General features: G+C 50.2%; 14 protein-coding genes. 7 read left to right on the top strand and 7 right to left on the bottom strand.

What is annotated here, in order from left to right:
• Window positions 1–14 precede the first annotated feature (14 nt).
• Entirely contained in the window at window positions 15–236 is a 222-nt protein-coding gene (locus tag CVV44_07100; protein ID PKL39980.1) for a hypothetical protein, read from the top strand.
• Between the two features lie 9 nt (window positions 237–245).
• Here the strand turns inward: CVV44_07100 and CVV44_07095 are convergent, their stop codons facing one another.
• Window positions 246–1469: a hypothetical protein gene (locus tag CVV44_07095; GenBank protein ID PKL39979.1), complete on the bottom strand. Its 1224-nt coding sequence runs from the start codon at window positions 1467–1469 to the stop codon at window positions 246–248.
• Between the two features lie 252 nt (window positions 1470–1721).
• Here CVV44_07095 and CVV44_07090 point away from each other — a divergent pair, with 252 nt between their 5' ends.
• Window positions 1722–2363, top strand: a complete 642-nt coding sequence (locus CVV44_07090) for a hypothetical protein (protein PKL39978.1) — start codon at window positions 1722–1724, stop codon at window positions 2361–2363.
• A 112-nt stretch (window positions 2364–2475) separates the two neighbouring features.
• Here CVV44_07090 and CVV44_07085 read toward each other — a convergent pair whose 3' ends face one another.
• From CVV44_07085 to CVV44_07070, 4 genes are all read right to left on the bottom strand, one after another.
• Window positions 2476–3123: a hypothetical protein gene (locus CVV44_07085; GenBank protein ID PKL39977.1), complete on the bottom strand. Its 648-nt coding sequence runs from the start codon at window positions 3121–3123 to the stop codon at window positions 2476–2478.
• The gene (locus CVV44_07080) at window positions 3015–5048 is read right to left on the bottom strand and encodes a C4-dicarboxylate ABC transporter (protein ID PKL39976.1); all 2034 of its coding nucleotides are present in this window, start codon (window positions 5046–5048) and stop codon (window positions 3015–3017) included. Before CVV44_07080 ends, CVV44_07085 begins: the two co-directional genes overlap by 109 nt.
• A gap of 277 nt (window positions 5049–5325) precedes the next feature.
• Complete coding sequence (locus CVV44_07075; GenBank protein ID PKL39975.1) at window positions 5326–6321, bottom strand: C4-dicarboxylate ABC transporter substrate-binding protein; 996 nt, start codon at window positions 6319–6321, stop codon at window positions 5326–5328.
• A 93-nt stretch (window positions 6322–6414) separates the two neighbouring features.
• Window positions 6415–6777, bottom strand: a complete 363-nt coding sequence (locus tag CVV44_07070) for a hypothetical protein (protein ID PKL39974.1) — start codon at window positions 6775–6777, stop codon at window positions 6415–6417.
• 251 nt (window positions 6778–7028) lie between these two features.
• Between CVV44_07070 and CVV44_07065 the strand changes: the two genes are divergently transcribed.
• Window positions 7029–8306, top strand: a complete 1278-nt coding sequence (locus tag CVV44_07065; GenBank protein ID PKL39973.1) for a hypothetical protein — start codon at window positions 7029–7031, stop codon at window positions 8304–8306.
• A gap of 17 nt (window positions 8307–8323) precedes the next feature.
• Window positions 8324–11134, top strand: a complete 2811-nt coding sequence (locus CVV44_07060; protein PKL39972.1) for a hypothetical protein — start codon at window positions 8324–8326, stop codon at window positions 11132–11134.
• A gap of 83 nt (window positions 11135–11217) precedes the next feature.
• Here CVV44_07060 and CVV44_07055 read toward each other — a convergent pair whose 3' ends face one another.
• Window positions 11218–11448, bottom strand: coding sequence for a hypothetical protein (locus CVV44_07055; GenBank protein PKL39971.1), 231 nt, complete (start codon window positions 11446–11448; stop codon window positions 11218–11220).
• Between the two features lie 252 nt (window positions 11449–11700).
• The gene (locus CVV44_07050; GenBank protein ID PKL39970.1) at window positions 11701–12636 is read right to left on the bottom strand and encodes an EamA/RhaT family transporter; all 936 of its coding nucleotides are present in this window, start codon (window positions 12634–12636) and stop codon (window positions 11701–11703) included.
• Between the two features lie 199 nt (window positions 12637–12835).
• Here CVV44_07050 and CVV44_07045 point away from each other — a divergent pair, with 199 nt between their 5' ends.
• From CVV44_07045 to CVV44_07035, 3 genes are all read left to right on the top strand, one after another.
• Window positions 12836–13441, top strand: a complete 606-nt coding sequence (locus tag CVV44_07045) for a hypothetical protein (protein PKL39969.1) — start codon at window positions 12836–12838, stop codon at window positions 13439–13441.
• 102 nt (window positions 13442–13543) lie between these two features.
• The gene (locus CVV44_07040; GenBank protein PKL39968.1) at window positions 13544–13945 is read left to right on the top strand and encodes a sterol-binding protein; all 402 of its coding nucleotides are present in this window, start codon (window positions 13544–13546) and stop codon (window positions 13943–13945) included.
• A 10-nt stretch (window positions 13946–13955) separates the two neighbouring features.
• Entirely contained in the window at window positions 13956–15176 is a 1221-nt protein-coding gene (locus CVV44_07035; protein ID PKL39967.1) for an aminopeptidase P family protein, read from the top strand.
• Window positions 15177–15250: the final 74 nt, after the last annotated feature.

The following is a 15250-nucleotide window of genomic DNA, read 5'->3' as shown; positions in this document are numbered from 1 at the left end:
GGATATGATCCGGCATGGACAATATCCTGCACATGGAGCCGCGGGAAGGAAAGGTCATGGATATCACCCGTATACGCAATAATATCTTTTATAACAAGAGGGATAAATATGTGCAGATATCCATCGGTGATGAAAACTATTCCATTGCGATTAATTATATACGGGAGATTGCAGCAAGCATGGATAACTACGGCGAGGTGCCGCCTCCCGGCGACGGTGAATGGGAACAGCTGTAGGGCCGGTCATTATTTTTTCACGCGGGATTTCGCAAGAAGGGCGATGATATCGCCGGCGCCGAAACGTGCGGCCACATCCATGGGTGTTGACCCCTCAAGAAAGAGCTGGCCGTTGATGACTGAATATTCCGCCGTTGTTTTAGCCATGGGATCGGCCCCCTTCTCCAGAAGGAAGGCAGCAATCTTGTAATTTCCCGACGCCGCATGATGGAGCGGCGTTCTGCCTTTTTTGTCCCTGGCATTGACATCGGCCCCTATGAGGATCAGGAGCCGCGCCGTTTCCAGGTCCCGGGTCACCACGTCGTGGAGGGGCGTGACACCTTCATCGTCCCGGCTGTTTACAATGGCATTTTTCTCCAGCAGCATCCGTGTCATGCTGTATATGTCCGATACGCTGCCCGTTTTCATTTTCACGTTGTGAAGGTACGGGTAGGGGTTGACGGGAATATCATTGAAGCGGATTTCATAGTGGCAGTGGCTCCCCGTGGTGTTTCCTGTCATTCCTACCGTGGCGATAATATCTCCCTTTTTCACCTTGGCGCCCCGGGTCACGCGCAGTTCCCGGCAGTGCCCATACATGGTGTCAAAACCGAACTTGTGCCTGAGGATGACCGTGTTGCCGTATCCGCCCATCCAGCAGGATTTGACGACGATGCCGTTGGCCGTGGCCTTGATGGGTTTTCCTTCCAGGGTGGCGATATCGAGCCCGCTGTGGAATTCATATTCCGTTCTGAAGGGTGACTGTCGTACGCCGAAGGTGGAGGTGATTTCCCCTTCGTTGGGCATGGCCGAGGGCGTGTCCTCAGAGATGTTGGGCAGGGATACCACGGCCAGGTGCAGGGGGGTCTTTCCTTTACTGTTCCTGGCGTTCACATCGGCCCCCCGGCTGATGAGGACTTTGGCCGCGTCGAAGCGGTTGTTGATGATGGCATAGTGCAGGGGCGTGTTCATATTAATATCGCGAGCGTTCAGGTCGCAGCCTATCTTTATGAGGAATTCCGTCATGTCTGTTTTACCGCCGATGGCGGCAAGATGAAGAAAGGTTTTCCCGTCGCTTCCCCGTGCCCTGGTATCGGCGCCTTCTATGAGCGACTGGCGGGCCATTTCTACATCGCCGGACAGGACGGCATAGGTCAGGTTCCTGTTTCCGGGATCGTCGAGGGATACGGTCTTGCAGCCCGAAAAGGCAATTATGATGAGCAATATCAGAGTTGTAATTATTTTATTTTTCATTGAAAAACGGCCATCCAGAGCATTATATTGCAAGTAAATAGCAATTATGGATTTTTATGCAAGGAAAAAAATAATATTTCGGCATCGCTTGAAACCCGGTATGAATCCATATATCGTTTTCCCTATACTGTTTGACAGCATCGGTAGCGGGCTATATGCTCAGTCAGAATAGGGCATGGAGGTGTAGGTTCCACTGAAAGGCCTTGCGTCTTTCTATATGGCGTCTATACCGGTTTTCCCCGGGGGGTGTTAATGGGACAGGTTCATTTTGGGAAAATTGATCTGCAGCAAATGATTGAGATGTCGTCGTTGATAGTTGTGGCCCGGGAGGAACCGGACGGGAAGATATCACGAACATTCCTGCCGGCCCGTGGCATAGAGCCCTATGTCTATGCTGACACCCGCTACCGGGTCATCGAAGTTTTACTTGGAACGGATGAACTCAGTCCAGGTACGGATATCATGGTGACCGGTTTCGATCCCGGTGCTCTGAAAGTCCACCTGGACTACCATGTCCGGGGGCTGAGCCGCAGCCCGGAAGTGCCGGCCTATGATTTGGGCCGGGAACTCAGGCCTGATACGGCCGCGGGGTGTATTCTTTTCCTCAAACGGAGGATTTTACTTTTGCGGGATAGCCATGGGAAGCTCTGTACGGAGGTTGACGCATTGGCACACCCCTGCTGGAACGCCCTTGAATCTCCGGATAAAAAAAAGATGGTCCGGGCCATGATAAAAAATCGTGCCGGGAAATCGGGCATCGAGGTCACAATTGGCGTTTCCCGGGCGCTGCCGCTTGATGCGGAAATTGGTCTGATAGAGCAGATCAAAGTCATGTTTCCCCATTATACATCCTACTCGTGGAAGGTGATGAATATCAGTCCTGAGCGTTTATGAAGCCGACTGATTGTTCGGCCTGCAGAATGTCATGAGCGATAACGGGAAGTCAGATTTATATAAGAGCATTAAAAAGGATATGGAACTGAGTTTACGGCCTTGTTGCTGCGGATTATTTCCATTTCCAATCAGGCAATTCATTTCTCGGTGCGCCTGATTTTTGAATTATAGTCTCAATTATCTGTGACAGAGCGGGTTCCCCGATTTTAGCCTTCGGCAGTATCAGTGCCATACCGCTTTTCAGTCCCACGAAGAAGTAATCGGGGATTTCCGTAACCGCATCGATCTCTGTGTATTTTATCCGGCCTTCACTTCCCTCATCGGTTATGGAGAGCGCATCGTTGTCGAGACTAAGTACGCCGCTTCGCCCCAGCCTGTTTTTGTAATGTTCATCGATATGCTTCGCGTAATGACGCCGGTAGAGGCCCCGGGAATAAAGGGGGTAAAAGACAAGCCACAGCAGGGCTATGGTGATAAAGGCGTAGAGTAATGTAATGTTATCCACGTAATAGAGAAGGATGCCGGTGATGATATAGAGAACGGGGATGATGAGCCAGCTTCGCATTCGCCGCATTTTAACGGTCTTTGAGTTTGAAGCTGTGAAGAGCTGGTAGGTGAGGAAATCCTCTTTGTCCAGAGTGAATTCGATTTTCATGTTTTTTCTCCTGCCCGGAGTTTTTGTTCTGTAAAAATAAGCGCCAGTATAGCCAGGCCCGGGAGGTACAGCCAGTACCGGTGCCATGAATCCATTCCAAGCCATGACTGCAGTATCCCGGGATGAAACAGGATGAGTGACGCCAGTAGAAGAAACGGAATTTCAGGCCATTTATTTTTTGTGACGAACCATCCCTGTACGACCGCGGCAAAGGCGAAAGCAGCCAGCAAGGTCATGACAAAAACAAGGAGCCCCTGGCGCCAGTCCGTTATGCCGTGCAAAATAATATCGGGATTGAATATAAAGAAAAAGGGGATTACGGCCGTGCGGATGTCGTAGAGAAATCCCTGGAGCCCCGTGGCTATCGGGTCGGTCCTGGCGATGGCCGCGGCAGCAAAGGCAGCCAGCCCAACGGGCGGTGTGTCATCGGCCAGGATGCCGAAATAAAAGCAGAAGAGATGACTGGCAAGCAGGGGGATTGTCAGTCCATAGAGGGAACCCAGGGTGACGATGATGGGCGCTGTCAGGGAAGCCATGACGATGTAGGTGGCCGTGGTGGGAAGGCCCATGCCCAGGATAAGACTGGCTATGGCGGTTATAAAAAGCAGGATGAACACATTGCCTGATGATATGGCCTCCACTATATGTGTGATCATGCTCCCCAGTCCCAGGCTAACGATGCCTACGATGATGCCGGCCGCGGCCGTAGCCAGGGCTACGACGACCATGTTTTTCGAACCGCTGATGAGACCGCCGCCGATGGAGGCGAGGGCCTTCTTGAGGGCTGAATGGAAGGATCTATTTCCCCGGCGCGCCTGGTATATCTCCTGGAAGAGTATTACGACACAGAGCAGAAGTATGGCGCGGAAAGCCGCCAGTTCCGGTGAGTGACGCAGTACGATGAGCTCATAGATGAGCCAGGAAATGGGGATAAGGTAATGGAATCCTTCTTTCAATGTTTTTCTGAAAGAGGGGATCTCATGGCGCGGCAGTCCCTTCATGCCCAGCTTCGAGGCTTCGAGATGGGTGATAAAGAAGAGTGCAGCATAAGAGACAAGGGCCGGAATGAGTGCAGCCCTGACCACTTCAACGTAGGGGACATTAACATACTCGGCGATGATGAAGGCCGCGGCTCCCATGATGGGCGGCATGAGCTGGCCGTCGATGCTGGCCGCAACCTCGATGGCGGCGGCTTTTTTTGCCGGATATCCCACTTTTTTCATCAGGGGAATGGTGAAGGTTCCCGTGGTGACGATATTGGCGATGCTGGAGCCCGATATCATGCCCGTGAGTCCGCTGGATACCACTGCTGCCTTGGCGGGCCCTCCTTTGAATCGGCCCAGGAGGGACAGAGCAAGTGTTGTAAAAAATGACCCTGCGCCGGCCCGGTCCATCATAGCTCCCAGCAGTACAAAAAGATACACGATGCTTGCCGAGACTCCCAGGGGAATACCGTATATCCCCTCCGATGAGAGGGCCGTCTGGTTGATGTATTTTTTAAGTGACACCGGTCTAGAAGAAATGAAATCGGGCATGGCGTCGGCGAAAAAGGCGTAGAGGCTGAAAATGATCACGATAACCGGCAGGGCGGGTCCGATGCATCGTCGCGATGCTTCAAGGAGAAGCAGGATGAGCAGGGAGCCGAAGATAATATCACGGGTACTCAGGGCCCCCATGCGGGTTACGAGTCCCTCCCAGTCCAGGACTATGTAGAGGACCGCCGCGATTGACAGGCCAGCCAGGATATAATCCAGCAGCGCTATCCCTCTCGTTGTTGAAATAAATGAAAGCTTTTTATTCCTCCTGAAGAGGGGGAAGCTCAGGTAGAGCAGCACCATGGCGAAGACCAGATGAATGGCCCTCACCTTGATGCTGTCGAGGATGAGCCAGCTTGCAAGGGATAGCTGAAATAGGGCCCATGCCAGGGCCACGGCGGCAGTCAGGGTCTTTTCGAAACGGTTTAATGAGCGTAATTCGCCGGTTTCTTCTTTTAATATATCTTCTGCTGTTTGTGTTTTTCGTGAGAACATTATTTATCCTGTTGTTCGTTCCCCGGCGAATCTACGTATTGACTAAATATACCAGACGTCGCCACCCCTGGAGGGGTTATGAACCATTTGTCTTATTTCTATCATGAAATTAAAAGTATTTCATTTATTTAATTTTATGGAATATGCCATACAAATATTTTCTAATGTAATGTATTCATAAGTTTAAAGCCCCCTCCGGGGGCGGCGACAGTTCTTTTTTTCAAGGAGCTGATACATACGCCGGGGGCTCTGGTCCGTATTTTGTAAAGCAGAACAATTAGTTTATATATCTGTCCAGTCCCGTTTCGCGGTAGTATTTCATGGCCCCTTCATGGAAGGGGGCCGTCATTCCCTTCAGCATATCCTCCCGGGTGAGAACGGCGTAGGCGGGGTGGAGCTTTTTGAATTCGTCGAAGTTGTCGAATACCTCCTTCACCAGGGCATAGACCGCGTCGGTTCTGGTTCCGGCGGAACAGATGAGGAGGGCTCTGACCCCGAAAGTTGCAATGTCTTCTGTGTTCAGAATGCCGGGATACATCTCCGCCGGTATGACCGATGCGGTGTAAAAGGGATATTTTTTAAAGAGTGCATTGAGAGGCTTCCCGGACAGATCAACTATCCTCACTTTGACTCTTCCCGCGGCGGCCTCCTTGAGGCTTCCGTTGGGATGTCCCACGGTGTAGAAGAAGGCGTCGATACGCTCGTCCTGGAGCAGGCCCGCTGCTTCCACGGCCTTGATATATTCAGCCCGGATTTCGGACTCATTTATGCCGAAGGCCTCCATGGCGTCACGGGCATTCTGGAGTTGTCCTGATCCGGGATTGCCCAGGTTGATGATTTTTCCCCTGATGTCATAAAATTTCTTTATACCGCTCTTTTCCGATGCCACCATGGTTATGGATTCATGGTGCAGGCCAAAGACTGAGCGGATATTCCTCTGCGGTCCCGCCTTTTCCCATTCGGCAAAACCCCTGCAGGCCTGGAAGAGGCGGTCCGACTGGGCTATGCCGAAATTGATATCGCCGCTGAGTACGGCATTGATGTTGTACACGGACCCGCTGGTTGATTCCACCGTGACCCGGATTTTATAGCGGTCGGTTTTTTTGTTAACCATGCGGGCTATGGCGCCGCCTGCGGGATAGTAGACGCCTGTAACGCCGCCGGTGCCGATGGCCACATGATATATATCGGATTTTTTGCCGCACCGCGTCGTTGTGAAGAGAATTATTACGGCCGATATAATCAATGCCGATAGTTTCCGATTCAATATCATAATACTCCCTGGAAGGCTGTCTATGCTGTCCTGTATCATGGCAGACATATTCATTCTGTCAATGAAAAAGCTGAAAGCCCGCGGCCGGTGATTTTAAATTTCGCAGATACGGAAGGAGCCTTTTGCGATGAATTCAACGAGTTCCCCGTTGTCAAGAAGCCCCCTGATGTGCAGGGCAAGGTAATGGGCGTCATCATGGGAGACGATCTGGTTGGCCCTGTCAGTAAAGTTGCCGTCCCATTCAAGAAAACGGTGATGTACCACAAGGCCCATGTAGAGAGTATACATGATGTCATCATTCTCATCGGTGCTCTCATCGAGGATAAACTCGTAGTCAAAGAGTGTACCGTCGGGTTTCCAGCCCTCCTTTTCAGCCAGATCGAGACAGGAATGCCATGTCTCGTCCCGGCAGGTAAAGGATTCTCCCGTGGCTATGTTGAGAAGATGATACGACATGGCCTGATATCCCCCTGTGAATGATATGCTTCTTTGCAATAAGTGATGAGTTTAGGGACGGGACTGTCAAGATATTATTACCGGGCCCATATTTTCATTGATAAAAGAACCGGATTATCATATAATGATAGGAAAGTGGTTGTTTGTCATATCTTTCAATGAAAAACCGCTTTTTACAGGCTTCCCAAAAATTGATTTGATTAATCTGCAAAGGGATTAAAATCTGGAGCAGGGAATGCAAAGTACAGGTCATGGGCATGTCGGATAAGATTAAAAAAATTGATGATAAAACAAAAAATGTTCAGGTCCAGGTTTCATTGCTGAGGGCAGGTTCCAGTTTCGGTTATGATCTTTTTGATGAATTCGGTAATAGTGTCCTGGAAGCCCACACGCCCATTGAGGAAGCCCATATCCGCCACCTCCTCTCGGCGGAGATAGAATTTCTATATTATGATCCCACGGCGTCGAAAGCCGGAGCTCCGGCAATGACCGATTCAGGGCTTAATGTCGCCAATGACATGATCGGTGCTGAACTGAAAAGTGAGATTGTCGATCACACCAGGGATCTGCTGGAGCATATACGGGAAATTTACAACTATTCCCCCGGGGCCACCATTTCCAAGGAGAAGATCAGCTCTTCGCGGCAGATGGTGGAAAAAATCCTGAAAACCGTTGATGAAAACAAGGATGGCGTCTACGAATCCCTGAGCAGTTTTCGCAACCTGGACGAATACCACTATCATCATTCCACCAATGTTTCCATTCTGTCGGCTATTCTCGGCGCCCGGCTTGACCTGAACAGGACGCTGCGCGAGGGCATGGGCCTGGGAGCCCTGTTTCACGACATCGGCATGTCTTCCATTTCCAAGGAAATCATTAATAAGGTGGAAAAGCTCTCCAGGGAGGAATTTGACGTCATACGGGGACATCCCCATGTGGGATACAAGTTCATAGAGAAAAATCCCGCCATGCAGGAATTCGAAAAAAGGATAGTCCTCCTGCACCACGAAAAAACCGACGGATCGGGATATCCCTATGGTTTCGATATGGACCACATACAGACCCAGCTGCCCCGGGGAATACGGCTCGTGGCCCTGTGCGATGTCTATACAGCCCTGGTGCTTCGCAGGCCCCCAAACCCCAATTATTCGAGCCGTGAAGCTCTCAGGCTCATGCTCAACATGGTCTATGCACCCTATAAAAAGTTTCACCAGTTTCTTCCCGCCGATTTCCGCGACTTCATACGCGGCCTGGGTTTTATCGTCAACAAGGGAAATTTTTTCATGAACAGAGGGGACCTGGTGCGGCTCAATACGGGTGAGGTCGCCATAATCGAGGAAATGAGCAAGCTCTATCCCATGAATCCCAGGGTGCGTGTTCTGAAGGACAGGCAGATGCAGAACCTGAAGCGGCCCATACAGATAGACCTCCTGAAGGATTACCAGAGTTATATTGCCAATGTTTTTGACCGGACAAAGGACTCGAAGACCGTTTCTGTGAAAAAGATCGATGAAAGCGAAACTATGTAAGGACTGGTGTCGGAGCATTGGATAAAAGCGATATTCTTGAACGGGTGCGGGCTTATAAGCAGAACTTTCTCGTTTATAACCGGCTGAAGCTTAATCAGCTCCATGAGTCCCTGGAGCGGCAGGTAATCATGGACCTGCTTGAATTTATCCCCTTTCTGCTCCACGTGAATATACCTGATCTTCCCGGCTATATCCAGTCTGCCGTAATGCCCGTGGGGATCAGCGGCTATACCCTGGCTGGACGTACGCCGAAAATGGCGGCTTCGCGGACCATCACGCCGGGAATGATGAAACAGGTATCGGAGCCTTTCGTTCATATGCTTGCCCTCATGGGAAGCAGCGGCACCATCGCTTTTAACAGCAGGTCCGATTTCGACTTCTGGGTCTGCGGTTATGAATCGGAGTACTCGCCCGAGGCCATAAACCAGTTCAAGGCCAAGTGCCGCAAGATAGAGGACTGGATCGCCGAAACCTATAGTCTCGAGGTCCATTTTTTTCTCAACGATATAGTACGGGTCCAGAAGAATATCTTTGACCGCGACGAACACGAGGGGCTTGCAGGCAGTTCCCTGGGACAGCTTCTCAAGGAGGAATTTTTCAGGAGCTCCATTCTTATCGCCGGAAAAATTCCCTTCTGGTGGGTCACGCCGCCCGATGTTTCCGACGGGGAGTACAAGGCCTGGTATATTTCCGTACGGGACTCCGATATGGGTCCTGAGTTCATTGATATCGGCAACCTGGGTAAAATCATAGTTGAAGATTTCCTCATCGCCGCCCTTTTTCAGATACTGAAGTCGCTGGGCAATCCCTTTAAATCGATAATCAAGCTGGGCCTTCTTGAGCGCTATATGCACGATGTGGAAGGCAATCCCTATATCAGTAACCTGATAAAGAAAAATGTGCAGTCCGGGAAAATGGAGCCAGAGGATATCGACGCCTACCTGATAATGTTTAACCAGGTCCATGATTATTTCGCCAAGGAACTAAAAGATGATGCGTCATTGGACCTGGTGAAGAACAGCTTCTATCTTAAGGTCGATCCCCGTTTGTCCCAGGCCGTAAAACCGCTTCCCCGGGGCAAGCAGGAACAGCCCGAGAGCCTGAAGCGCAGGAAAATGAAAGAGTACACCACCCGGTGGCAGTGGACCCCGTCCATGATCGGAAAAATGGACGAGTTTGACAGCTGGGACATCGACTCGGTGCATTCCATGATGAATAGCAGCAAGAAGTATATTCTCCAGGGATACAAGAGTATCCTGAACAGCATGGGGGAGCTTTCAAAGACAAAAAACCTGAGTCCTCAGGCCATCAAGGGTATAACGCATAAAATATATTCACACTTCGCCATCGAACCGACCAAGATCGACAATACCCTGAGCTTCAAAACCTATCCGGCCGAGAAGCTGCTCACCATTGAATTTATCAAGGACAGGGACGGGAAGGAGTACTGGCTGCTTCAGAAACGCCTTATCGTGCACAAGTCAGCCACGAAGCTCATTATGCATAAGGACGCCAGTCTTTTCGGGCTTGTGGTATGGATAAGCCTGAACGGTCTTTTTCAGAAAGACTATACCAGGCTGGAGATAGCTACGGGACTGCATGAAGTGGATCCCAATTTTATCCGCGAACTCATCACGGAACTTTCGGTGCATTTTTCCTTCAAGAAGGTGGAACTGGAAAACAGCTACTTTCTGCGCGATCCCTTTCCCGTCATGAGCTATATGATCATAAATCCGTATTCGCGATACGCCAAACGTCTCGAAGAGATAATCTTTCTCTATCACAGCAGCTGGGGAGAAACGCGTTTCGATGTGTACAGGTCTGAACTGGACCTGGCCCAGATAGCAGTTCGGGTGATAAACGGCGGGCTCATGACCGGCAGGGATTACCGTCATGCCATCAGTCTCATAGCTTCCCAGCCCTTCGGGTCAAGCAAAGAGTTTCATCGGATCAGGGAATTCTGCAGGGATATCTACGAATTCTTTTTGGCGGAAGAGGATGAAGTCAGAAAGCGCTACATAACCATGCTGGGGAATTCCTTTTTTATTTTTTCCAGCAGGAAAAAAGGTGCTGACAACATTATTGTCTCCACACTTTTGGAAAACGAGCTCAGGCTGCTGTATAATCTGTCGTATAACAGAGGGAATAAAACACTTCTCAGGTTTGATCCCTCGGTGCCCGAGCTGGAGTACCTGAAGGCTATAACTGAAAACCACAAAGATGATGTTATTCAGGTCTATTTTCAAATTGCCAGTAAATACAGCTATTTTTTTGTATCCGACGAGAAGGGGGCAATCACCTTTTACCGCAAAGACGCGGCTAAAATGATGGAGTACCTGGCACATCTTCATGACTTCGCCTATTCTGCGGCCGAAACCATTCTGGCTAATAACAGGAATTCCACTCTGGCCGGGGGAGAAGGAAAGGGGGGGGAGATGGTCGAACTCTATCGCCTGGAGCGAGAAGCGGGAAGGCAGACGCAGATAAAAAAAATAGATCCTGCGGCTTTCAGCCGCCTCCAGGAAACAAAAAAGGCCATGAAGCCGTTCCATCTCTCGCTGCATCTCATGGAAGACGGTGATTTCGGATATCGCTTTACGCTGCCCGACGGCGGGTTTTCGGAAATATATCATAAAAATGAGATGGATGCCCTGTCACGGGAACTGAAGGTTCTCCTGCAAAGCGTGCCGGGCTATACCTTTTATGTTTCAGGCATTAATCTCGAATATGCGGGACTTAAACTTTACAAGATGTTTACTTCCATCTCCTTTGCCGAGAAAAACAGATTTGAGCTTCTTGTGGAAAGAGGCCTGCGGGCGGTGCGGTGAATGGCCGCGATCAGGTCATTGCTAAAGCAAAGAAGCTGCAGGATAAATTTAAGTTTTTACCCCTGATCATGCTTTCATCATAGCTAAACAGCCTGGATGCGCCGGTCCATATATCGGCTTCTGCGGATGGCTCTGCGGCGGTCAAAGGTTCTTCTCTGGAAAACAACGAGACCGCTTCTTTCAAGGTAGTCCACGACCCTCCTCTCATCATCGATTCGCCGGAGCATGAGAACCCTTCTGTCATTGTGAGGTCCGAATTTCATAACCGTATCCCTTTTTTGAATTATGGGCACCTCGAAAATTAGGTTTTTCATTAACAACAAAATGAAAAAACCATATTTTTCCTATATTTGTGCCCACAAGGGAACATCCAAATAATGATTTATAGAGGTTCCCTTATCCCGATAGGGTATTTTTGATCCTGCAAAGATAAAAATCGTTACACGGTGGCGTAACCGGATACGATTTTGCACGAAGACATTTTTAACAATATAACAGGACGCAGGAAATGGCAAATTATTTTTGAAAAAAAATTATATTTTTATGGGGGGCGTCTTTACGTGTCTTTAAAGATTTCCACGCCGCAGGGGAAATACCGACAGGTTTTTGGCCCGGAAGTGGACCACGAGAATTCCTGCGGCGATGAACAGGAGCGCTGTAATAATGCCGGGCGTGATGGGCTCATTAAGGATGAGTCCTCCCAGCAGTACGCCCGCCACAGGCATTATAAAAGTGAAGGAATGGAGGGCCACGGCGCCGTATTTCCGGAGGAGGCTGTTCCAGATGACAAATCCGATCGATGCGGTCACGATTCCCTGATACAGCAGAGAGCCGGCCACAACGCGGTCCATCATGAATATCATTTTAGTGTCCCAGATATATCCACCCGCGAGGAGAAATGGGGCCGATACGAGTGAGGTGTAAAAGGCGAGCTGGTAGGGTTCGTAGTTATGTATGAATGTCTTGATGTAGATGGTGTTGCAGGCCCAGAGCACGGTGCCTGCCAGAACGATTATATCCCCCGGCTGCACAGTGCCGTTCGTGACCCGCCCGCGGTCGATCACAACAAAAAGAAGTCCCGTAAAACCCAGGACCATGCCCAGGGTCTTCCGAACGGTCATGCGGTCGCCGGGGATGAAGAAGTGGGCCAATATGAGAACCATGAAGGGCTGCAGGTTGGCAATGAGCGTGCCGCGCGATGCCTCTATTTTGCTCAGTCCCAGGTTGTACAGAGCCAGCTGTCCGGTGAAGACCAGGGAGGTAATCATCAGCTTTGAATATTTTTCCTTTTCCACGATTATCTTTCTGCCTGTCGCTGCAGCCCAGCACCAGATGGCCGCGGCAGCAATAAGAAAGCGCAGTCCCGCCGAGGTAAAGACACCCAGGCCTGTAAAGCCCAGCTTAATGGCAACGGAATTGGCGCCGAAGGCTGCGCAGAGTACTATGGTGGCCAGGCTTGCACCAACGGAAAGGTCATGGTTTTGAATGGTTCCTTTATTCATGTTTTTTGCCGGGAAAGAAAGATAAAATGGAGCAGTAATGGTTCAGCAATTGCAATGTCAAGAATAAAAAGTGGATGCCTTTTCGGTAAAAAAAATCAACTGAACAAACTGTTAAAAAATTCATTAATATCTTGACAAATTTAGATTAACAGTCTTTAATTGAACAAATGAAAAAATAGTTCAATGAGTCAATTAAAATATGAGAGAGCGAATAGAGCTGGAAGAAATCTACCGTGCGTCCCTGGGAGTCTTTGCACAGTATGGTTTTCGTAAAACCACCGTGGAGGATATTGCCGAAAAGCTGGATCGTACCAAGGGCAACCTCTATTTCTACGTAAAGGATAAGAGGGAACTCTATATCAAGACCGTCAGTTTTGCCTTGGAACGGTGGCAAAACCGGGTGCGCGATGCCGTTGCAGCTGAAACGGGCGCGCGAAAACAGCTTTTAGTCCTGTGCAGAAAAGCCGTGGAATACCTTTCACAGGACGGGGAACTGCGTGATATCCTGAAACAGGACCCTGATATCTTCCCCATGTTTCCCACGGTTGATCCCTATGAATCCATCAATAAACGGTCAATTCGCATGATCACCGGGATTCTGAAAAAGGGGATAAAGGAAAAGGTCTTCCGTCCCGTGGATGTGGACAAGGTTTCCCAGGTGATCTTTTCCATTTATAAGATGGTCATTATCAGAACCTATATCAAAGCCGATGACGGATTCGTGCAGGAGATGTTCGAGGACACCCTGGATTTACTGCTGAATGGACTTTTTATTGAATCGGAGCGGTCCGGCGGGACCGGTTAGATAAAAAAAGACGGTGACCCTGCAGTGAACAGGGCCATCGCCCGTGTCTGAAGCGGTGACGTGTCACCGTGAAAACTTTGTAATGCTAACAGGAGGACTGTTATGGCAGGTAATGTCAAGTATTTAAGCGATGAATGGCGAAGCGAGGCCGAGAAAAGGCTTCTGGAAAACTTATCACCGGAAAAGATGAATCATCTGACTTCATCCATGTCCAATATCTACAAAAACTGTCCCGACGGGAAGGAACACTTTATATTTATACGTTTTGAGGACGGAAAGCTTGCCGAATTTCTTGTGGGAACGGGAGAAGTTCCCGTGGCAGAGTTTGCCATATCGGGTGACTACGCTGTCTTTGCCAGTATTACGCGGGCTGAGCTGGCGAGTCACAAGGCGCTCATGACAGGAAAGCTGAAGCTCAAGGGAAACATGGTGAAGGCGCTGAAGCTCGCCTCGCTGGCGGACCGTATAAACAAGGTTTTCGCCACTATCCCGGCTGAATATTGATGAGGAGGATATGACCATGAAAAACAATGATCCCTATTTCATAGATTTTCCACAGCGGATAAAAGATATCCAGGCCGAAATGCACAGGGAGAAGATCGATGTGTACCTGGGCTCGCGTCTCAGAACTCTTTCCTGGACGCTGGACGCCTTCTGTCCATGGCGGAGTTTTGTGGTGATACCGCCCGAGGGACTTCCCACGGCCTTTTCTTTTGTCATCGACGCTTCCAGGATTGCCGATGATTCGTGGCTTGATGAAGACCACGTAATGGGCTTTGCGCCCATGGGCGGCCAGGATCAGATCGAGCAGATTGCCGACTTTATCAAGGACATTCTGAGAAGCGGTAAAGGTCGTGTAGGCATTGAAAGCGGCATGTCCAATTACCTGCCCGAGGGATGGCTTACTCATTATGAGTATCAGCAGTTTACTGCGGCCTTGCCGGATGCTGAACTGGTAAACGTTCATGGTATTATCGACCGTCTCTCGCTTGTTAAAGACCCGGGAACTATCAACCGTTTCAGGGAGGCCTCCCGTATAGTCGATGTGGGACACCGGGAAGTGTTGAAGGCCCTGCAGAACGGAGGGTGGAAGGGAATGACGGAAACCGAAATCGCCGGTCTCGCTGCCTATGCCATGCGAAAGGAAGGAAGCGAGTGGGAGTGGTCTTTTACCGGGGGAAACGAGATCGCCAGCGGGTACCGCACCGGACTGGCCGGATGCGCCTGCACCCCGGCGTCGAGGAAGAAGCTAGCCGAGGGTGAGCCCCTCATGGTGGATATACACGCCATGTTCAAACTGGGACTGGGAGATCATTCGCACAATTATTTTATCGGGAAGGCAACGGACCGGCAATGGTGGCATGCCAATAATTTTGTGGACCTGGTGAAACTGACGCTGAAGTCCTATCGTGCCGGGATAACGCCGTCGTCCCTGGCCGGGGACATGCTGGCTTTTGCCGAGGAACGTGGTTTTGCCGATTTCATGGTGCCGGGTTTCGAACACGGTATCGGCATGCTGGGTGATGAGTGGCGGATAGGCATGAACGACGGTCCCTTTCCTTACTGGACCAACCCCGATCATGTATACAAAGAAAATGAAGTGCTCATATGCGCCATGCAGTACGCCTGCTCTGATGAAAACATAGGGTTCCGGTACGAGAACCCCATCGTTCTCCATAAGGACGGGTGCGAGGAACTTTCCAAGTTTCCTCTGGGGATTGAAGAGATTTTCTGATTAACACCCGCCTCCGCAATGTATGGACAGGTCGCGACCTGTCCGTACATTGCGGGAGGGGAGGGGTATAGGTG

Source organism: Spirochaetae bacterium HGW-Spirochaetae-1, assembly GCA_002839375.1.
Lineage (GTDB): Bacteria > Spirochaetota > UBA4802 > UBA4802 > UBA5550 > PGXY01.
Note: the sequence above shows the minus strand (reverse complement) of the source record. Positions and strands in the feature narration are given on the sequence as shown.

What these genes read in the sequence shown, in the direction of transcription:
- CVV44_07100 (PKL39980.1), top strand. Translation starts at nt 15, where the DNA reads ATGGACAATATCCTGCACATGGAGCCGCGGGAAGGAAAGGTCATGGAT.
- CVV44_07095 (PKL39979.1), bottom strand. Translation starts at nt 1,469, where the DNA reads ATGAAAAATAAAATAATTACAACTCTGATATTGCTCATCATAATTGCC.
- CVV44_07090 (PKL39978.1), top strand. Translation starts at nt 1,722, where the DNA reads ATGGGACAGGTTCATTTTGGGAAAATTGATCTGCAGCAAATGATTGAG.
- CVV44_07085 (PKL39977.1), bottom strand. Translation starts at nt 3,123, where the DNA reads ATGGCTTGGAATGGATTCATGGCACCGGTACTGGCTGTACCTCCCGGG.
- CVV44_07080 (PKL39976.1), bottom strand. Translation starts at nt 5,048, where the DNA reads ATGTTCTCACGAAAAACACAAACAGCAGAAGATATATTAAAAGAAGAA.
- CVV44_07075 (PKL39975.1), bottom strand. Translation starts at nt 6,321, where the DNA reads ATGATATTGAATCGGAAACTATCGGCATTGATTATATCGGCCGTAATA.
- CVV44_07070 (PKL39974.1), bottom strand. Translation starts at nt 6,777, where the DNA reads ATGTCGTATCATCTTCTCAACATAGCCACGGGAGAATCCTTTACCTGC.
- CVV44_07065 (PKL39973.1), top strand. Translation starts at nt 7,029, where the DNA reads ATGGGCATGTCGGATAAGATTAAAAAAATTGATGATAAAACAAAAAAT.
- CVV44_07055 (PKL39971.1), bottom strand. Translation starts at nt 11,448, where the DNA reads ATGAAAAACCTAATTTTCGAGGTGCCCATAATTCAAAAAAGGGATACG.
- CVV44_07050 (PKL39970.1), bottom strand. Translation starts at nt 12,636, where the DNA reads ATGAATAAAGGAACCATTCAAAACCATGACCTTTCCGTTGGTGCAAGC.
- CVV44_07045 (PKL39969.1), top strand. Translation starts at nt 12,836, where the DNA reads ATGAGAGAGCGAATAGAGCTGGAAGAAATCTACCGTGCGTCCCTGGGA.
- CVV44_07040 (PKL39968.1), top strand. Translation starts at nt 13,544, where the DNA reads ATGGCAGGTAATGTCAAGTATTTAAGCGATGAATGGCGAAGCGAGGCC.
- CVV44_07035 (PKL39967.1), top strand. Translation starts at nt 13,956, where the DNA reads ATGACCATGAAAAACAATGATCCCTATTTCATAGATTTTCCACAGCGG.